Source organism: Corallococcus sp. CA041A (assembly GCF_003612075.1).
In the GTDB taxonomy this organism is placed as follows: domain Bacteria; phylum Myxococcota; class Myxococcia; order Myxococcales; family Myxococcaceae; genus Corallococcus; species Corallococcus exiguus.
Map to the genome: position 1 here is coordinate 1 of NZ_RAWF01000413.1, position 5094 is coordinate 5094.

Sequence of the window (5094 nt, forward strand, 5' to 3'; positions counted from 1 at the left end):
GGTGGTGGGGCGCTGGCGCGTGCAGGGGACGCTGGGAGTGGGCGGGTACGGCGCGGTCTACCGGGTGGAGCCGCTGGACGCGCCGGGGCGGAGCTTCGCGCTCAAGCTGTCGCTGCATCCGGACCCGGCCCGGGCGCTGCGGGAGATGGCGCTGTTGTTGGACCGGGCGTGGCATCCGAACGTGGTGCGGGTGCATGCCACGGGGCGGTGGCCGGATCCGGTGGAGGGGCTGCCGTACTTCGTCATGGACTGCGTGGAGGGGATGGCGCTCCACCTCTGGGTGGAGACGGTCAACCCCACGTTCCGGCAGGTGGCCATGGTGGGCGGCTCGGTGGCGATGACGCTGGGGGTGCTGCATGCGCGAGGCGTGCTGCACCGCGACCTGAAGCCGGAGCACATCCTGATCCGCGCGAGGGAGCAGGTGCCGGTGCTCATCGACTTCGGGGCGGGTGACCAGACGGGGGCCGCGACGCTCACGACCACCACCCTGCCCCCGGGAACGCTGCACCTGCGCAGTCCGGAGGCCATCCGGTTCCAGCAGCGCCACTGGAGGCAGCCGGAGCTGCGCTATCCGTACCGGGAGGCGGATGACCTGTATGCCCTGGGTGTGTGCCTGTACCGGGCTGTCACGGGGCACTACCCGTTCCCGCCGGGGCAGGAGCCGGAGCTGCTGGCGGTGGCCATCACGGAGCGGCTGCCGCCGTCTCCGCGGGACATCAACCCCCAGGTGCCGGAGCCCCTGTCGAGGGCCATCCTGCGGCTGTTGGAGAAGGAGCCGGAACAGAGGCCTCGCACGGGGGAGGTGGCGCACTCGGAGCTGATGCGAGGGCTGCTCTCGGGTGGAGCGGCGGCGTTCGAGGCGCACCTCTTCGACGAGATTCCGGGCACGCCGAATCAGATCCGCCGTCCGGCGTGGCCCGCGCAGCCGTACCTGAAGCCCGCGCCAAGGCCCCGGCCTGTTCCCGAGCCGGTGGCCCCGCGCCGGTTCCCGGCCTGGGGGTGGGTGGGCGTGGTGGTGTGCCTGGGATTGCTGCTGGCGGGACCCGGGACCTGGGAGGTCCTGCTTCGGGGCTGGACTCGACATACAACCCCAGGGGTCCCAGAGAGTGTTTCCGCCCCTGTTGGTCATAAATTAGCGATCACGCCGGACCGCCCGCACAGTGTTCCCGTCGCCGCCGCAGTGGTGGCGCCTCCCGAGGAACGTGCTCCCGTGACAACCAAGCCCCCTGCCCCGCCGTCTCCGAAACCCGCTCGCGTGATCAAGGCCGCGACGATTGCGTCCTGTATGGCGGGCATGGCCTGCGCCAGCGCGCCCCTGGTGGACCGGCCCACGCCTCCCGCCGAGGACTGTCCATTGGATGCGCAGGCGGCCATGCAGAAGCTCGATATCGAAGGCATGCAGTGGGCCGCCAAGTTCGACCCGACTGTGCGCTCCAGGCTCGTCACCGTCCGCGAGGGCCGTGCTGCCGTGTACACGCATGGCATCGAGGGGCACGTTCGCCACGGCTCCCTGCTGACGGGCACGCTCTATGTGGGTTCCAAACGGGTCTACGGTCGTTTCACCCAACTGCGTCAGGAAAAGACGGGTGAAACATTTCCGGTATGTGTCGAACTCTGGTTCCTCAATGATCGCACACGGGGCGTCCCTCGCAGTGAAGGGGGAGATGAGAACACCGCCATTGTTCCCAACCTGATGTCCGTGAAGGGCGTGTGGCGGTACGACGAATAGGAGGGTGCGTGCTCCTGTTCCTGCTCCCGCTTCTGGCAACCGCGGATGGAGGCGTGTCCGACAAGCCGGCCTGCCCCGACGTGGGGTTGGCGGTGCTCCTCTCAGAGAAGGTCCTGGGACAAGGAGGAGTCCAGGCGTTGGAAATGGAGGAACCTGTCACGGGTCCCTCAGGCACGGAGTTCCGCGTCAGGAGTTTCCGCTCCGCACGCCGGGTCGCTGTGCAGTTGGAGTTCTCTGGTGGGATGCCGCTATCCAGTAGGGCCGCCAGGGCGAGCCTCATCGGTCCGAATCATCAGACCTTGAAGATCGTGGAAGTGATTGAAGTGGCTCTCGGCTCCGAAGACGGAACCGCTCGGATCATCGTGGAAGCCGAAGCGCAGCCCCGTGAGGCTCGCGGCGTCTACACTCTGGAACTCCAGGACGCGGAAGGTACACGGCTGCTCGTCCTGCCAAAGGTGCGGTTTCCTTCCATCTGATCAATCCACGCGGGTCAGGGCATGACGGGCTGCATGAGGCCCGCCCTGGCCAGCAGCGCTCCGATACGGTGGCCCTGCTCGACATGCTCGGGGTTTCTCGCGGAGATGCGCTCTGGCGAGAGGATGATGAGCGCGCCCTTGTCCTCAACAGGCTCGATGCGGACTGGCGCGGGAAGCGGAGGCACCGTCCCCCGGCGTCGCGACTGGTACGTGACCCAACCGACGAACGCACCTGCTGTCGAGTCCGCGTTCATCTGCTTGCGGTATTCATGAGATCCAGCGACAGCCCAGTCAGGGTCGAAAGCAAGCGCCATACTGCGCAGCACGGCGCTCAACATGGGAACAGTCAGCACCCGCTCCACAGAGGCCCCTCTCCAAGGCAAGGGCATCACACAGCAATTGGGGTTGACCTTGCCATAGCTGCCGCAGTTGATCCGCAGACTCACGCTATCGGCACCTGAATCGCCATTTCCAAACCAGAAACTGAAACCGAGCTCCTCGAAGACCGGACCACCCTTCTCACGATTCACGCCACGCCGGAACAACTCGGTGAGGGTCGGCACATCAGGCGGCATCAGGGAATGCTTGCGTGCATCCCTGAGTGTTCGGGCAGGTTTGTACCAACTGGCCAAGAGCGGATCGTTCGGTGCGAGCAGGTTGAGTAAGAGCGCCGTGCGCCGTGCGCACTCCTCGGGAGATTCCTCGCGCGGTCCCCAATAAGCGCCGGCATAGAACATCTCAGGCCGGGTCGCGGTCTCAGCATTGGCGGTCACGCGGTTCCATCCTTAATGCGCCTGAGTGTGAATGACCTTGATGCCTCTGATGCCTTCAGCTTCCAGCAACAGAGCGATGGCTTCAGCCGCCTCGGCTTCTGCCACATGCCACTCAATGAGGATACCCATGCCCTCAACTCTTCCGCCCTGCCGCTTTGCCTGGGCCACAATGTCCTTGGCACCCGACTCGCGAAACCACGCCTTGGGCTCCAGCCCGTCGAAAAACTTCGCGTAGCCGGGCCCCTTGGCTTCCAGTAGCACGCCGTCCTTGAAACCGTCGAACTTCACTCCTCCCGCTTGCGTGCTGGTACCTCCCACCCAGTACGCCTCATCCGCTGTGTGCCCCGTGATCTGCTCCTGATAGCGCCGGGCACGCGGCTTCATGGACTCCTTCACGGGTCCCCATTGGCCGGGCCCCTTGGACGGTGCACCTCCCTGTGTCGCCGTGGATGCCCGCTGGAGAATGATGGCCGCACCCGGCCCTCCTCCCAGGACGGAGGCCGCGCGGCCTACGGGTACCGCGACACGCTCGATGGTGAGCGCTCCTTGCGCGGACAGCGACAGGACCGGCACCGTTGCTTCGGCACCCGTCAGGGCTCCTGTCACTGTTCGCGTCGCGGATGTCGCGGAGCCTGTGGTCAGGAGGAGGTTCGTGGCCAGCTCGGCCACGGTCCGCATCTGGTCGCCTCGGGACATGAACCGAAAGCGTTCGAAGTATTCGGGCGATGACTCGATGAGCGCGGCCACTCCCGCGGGCAGGTCCTTCAGCGCGGTGACGCTGTCCAGCGGGTACGTGAAGAACTTCCCCAGCGAGAGCGCCAGCTTCACGACCGCGGCTTCCGCTCCGTCCAGGGTCCTGCCAATGACGTCGGCGTCGTCATACACCTCGACGAACACCGGGCCGTTCACCGGCACCATCTGTTCGTCCGCGAGCTGGAAGACGAAGCCGTTGCTCACGTAGAAGCGGCCCAGTTCGAAGGGGCCTGCCCGGAACGCACCGCCCTTCCACTCCACGGCTCCGGCCTTCTGCTGCGTGCGGCCATTCCACACCCAGGCCAGGTAGCCGTCTGGCCGCAACACCGCGACCCGGCTGTAGCGCTCGACCCTGCGCGACAGGTCGTCGCGCGACACCGCGCCTTCCGCCAGCACCTCGCGCAGCACATGGCCCACGGCCATGCGGGCGGGAAAGGTTCCCAGCGTCACGGGCTTGCGCAGCAGCAGGGTCAGGAGCCGCGCCGCCTGCATGGAGGTGAGCGATCCTCCCGGCAGCGGCCGTTCGTCGCCCGCTTCCAGCCCCGCGTCCGTCAGCAACTTCTCCCAGACATCCTCCTGGAGTGCCGGACTCGCGGCCACGGCCACACGGCCTGGACTCGCGCCCGTTCCCTCTTGGCGGATGGCCTTGCGACGGTGCAGCCGAGGCATCTCCTCCGCGGGCTCGACGATGGCTGCGTGCGAGGATGCTTCAGGGGATGCTTCAACCGCGACCGTGCGCGGCGTGTAGCTCAGGCTCCTGCCGGACACGGGCCGCAGCGGCGTGCAACCGGTGACGAGAACGGCCAGGCACATCCACAGCGCTTCAGCGCGCATTGTCCACCCCCAGGCCCACTGAAGCGACGGCTCCAGGCCGGAGCGCTCCGTCCCCGTCCGGGAACAACAGCGTGCCTCCAGTGCCCATCACGTAGAGCTTCCCCGAGAGGATCCGCCAACGTGCTTCCGCGGCTCCCAGGTAGCGTGCTCCGGGCTGACCCAGGCCCATCCCCAAGCCCTTCAGCGCCACTTCCAGGTCGCGTCCCAGCAGTTGCATCGCCACCCTGCCGTCCACGTCCAAACGGCCCCAGGAGAAGGCCTCCGCGCTCAGCGACAATCGCAGGTGCCGTTGCAGCCCGCCGTAGCTCACGGCATCCCAGCCCGCCCGCACCTCGCCCTGGAGGGAGTAGCCATCCGGGAAGGAAGCCGTCGCCAGCGGGGCTCCGTCCGGGCTCGCCGTTCGAAAGCGGGCCAGTTCGTAGTCCGGCCCGAAGAAGCCCTGTCGGAAGCCTCCGTGCTGCCTGCGCACCTCCAGCCGCAACGAGAGGTCCAGCGTGGGTGTCCCCGCGTCCGCGCCAGCCCCCACCAC

4 protein-coding genes and 1 pseudogene are annotated in these 5094 nt (G+C 67.1%); 2 read left to right on the forward strand and 3 right to left on the reverse strand.

Features of this window, described 5'->3' with window-relative positions:
• Together D7V77_RS39950 and D7V77_RS39955 are read left to right on the forward strand one after the other, a co-directional pair.
• The coding region (locus D7V77_RS39950; protein ID WP_158624579.1) for a serine/threonine-protein kinase at nucleotides 1–1729 on the forward strand (1729 nt) is incomplete at its 5' end.
• A gap of 8 nt (nucleotides 1730–1737) precedes the next feature.
• On the forward strand, nucleotides 1738–2205 hold the full coding sequence (locus tag D7V77_RS39955) for a DUF2381 family protein (protein ID WP_158624580.1): 468 nt from the start codon (nucleotides 1738–1740) through the stop codon (nucleotides 2203–2205).
• 14 nt (nucleotides 2206–2219) lie between these two features.
• Here the strand turns inward: D7V77_RS39955 and D7V77_RS39960 are convergent, their stop codons facing one another.
• From D7V77_RS39960 to D7V77_RS39970, 3 genes and pseudogenes are all read right to left on the reverse strand, one after another.
• On the reverse strand, nucleotides 2220–2978 hold the full coding sequence (locus D7V77_RS39960; RefSeq protein ID WP_233597518.1) for an immunity 52 family protein: 759 nt from the start codon (nucleotides 2976–2978) through the stop codon (nucleotides 2220–2222).
• 12 nt (nucleotides 2979–2990) lie between these two features.
• Entirely contained in the window at nucleotides 2991–4565 is a 1575-nt protein-coding gene (locus D7V77_RS39965; RefSeq protein WP_120581441.1) for a Tox-REase-5 domain-containing protein, read from the reverse strand.
• Nucleotides 4555–5094: pseudogene (locus D7V77_RS39970) on the reverse strand (hypothetical protein); the annotation flags it as partial. The pseudogene D7V77_RS39970 and the gene D7V77_RS39965, both read right to left, overlap by 11 nt.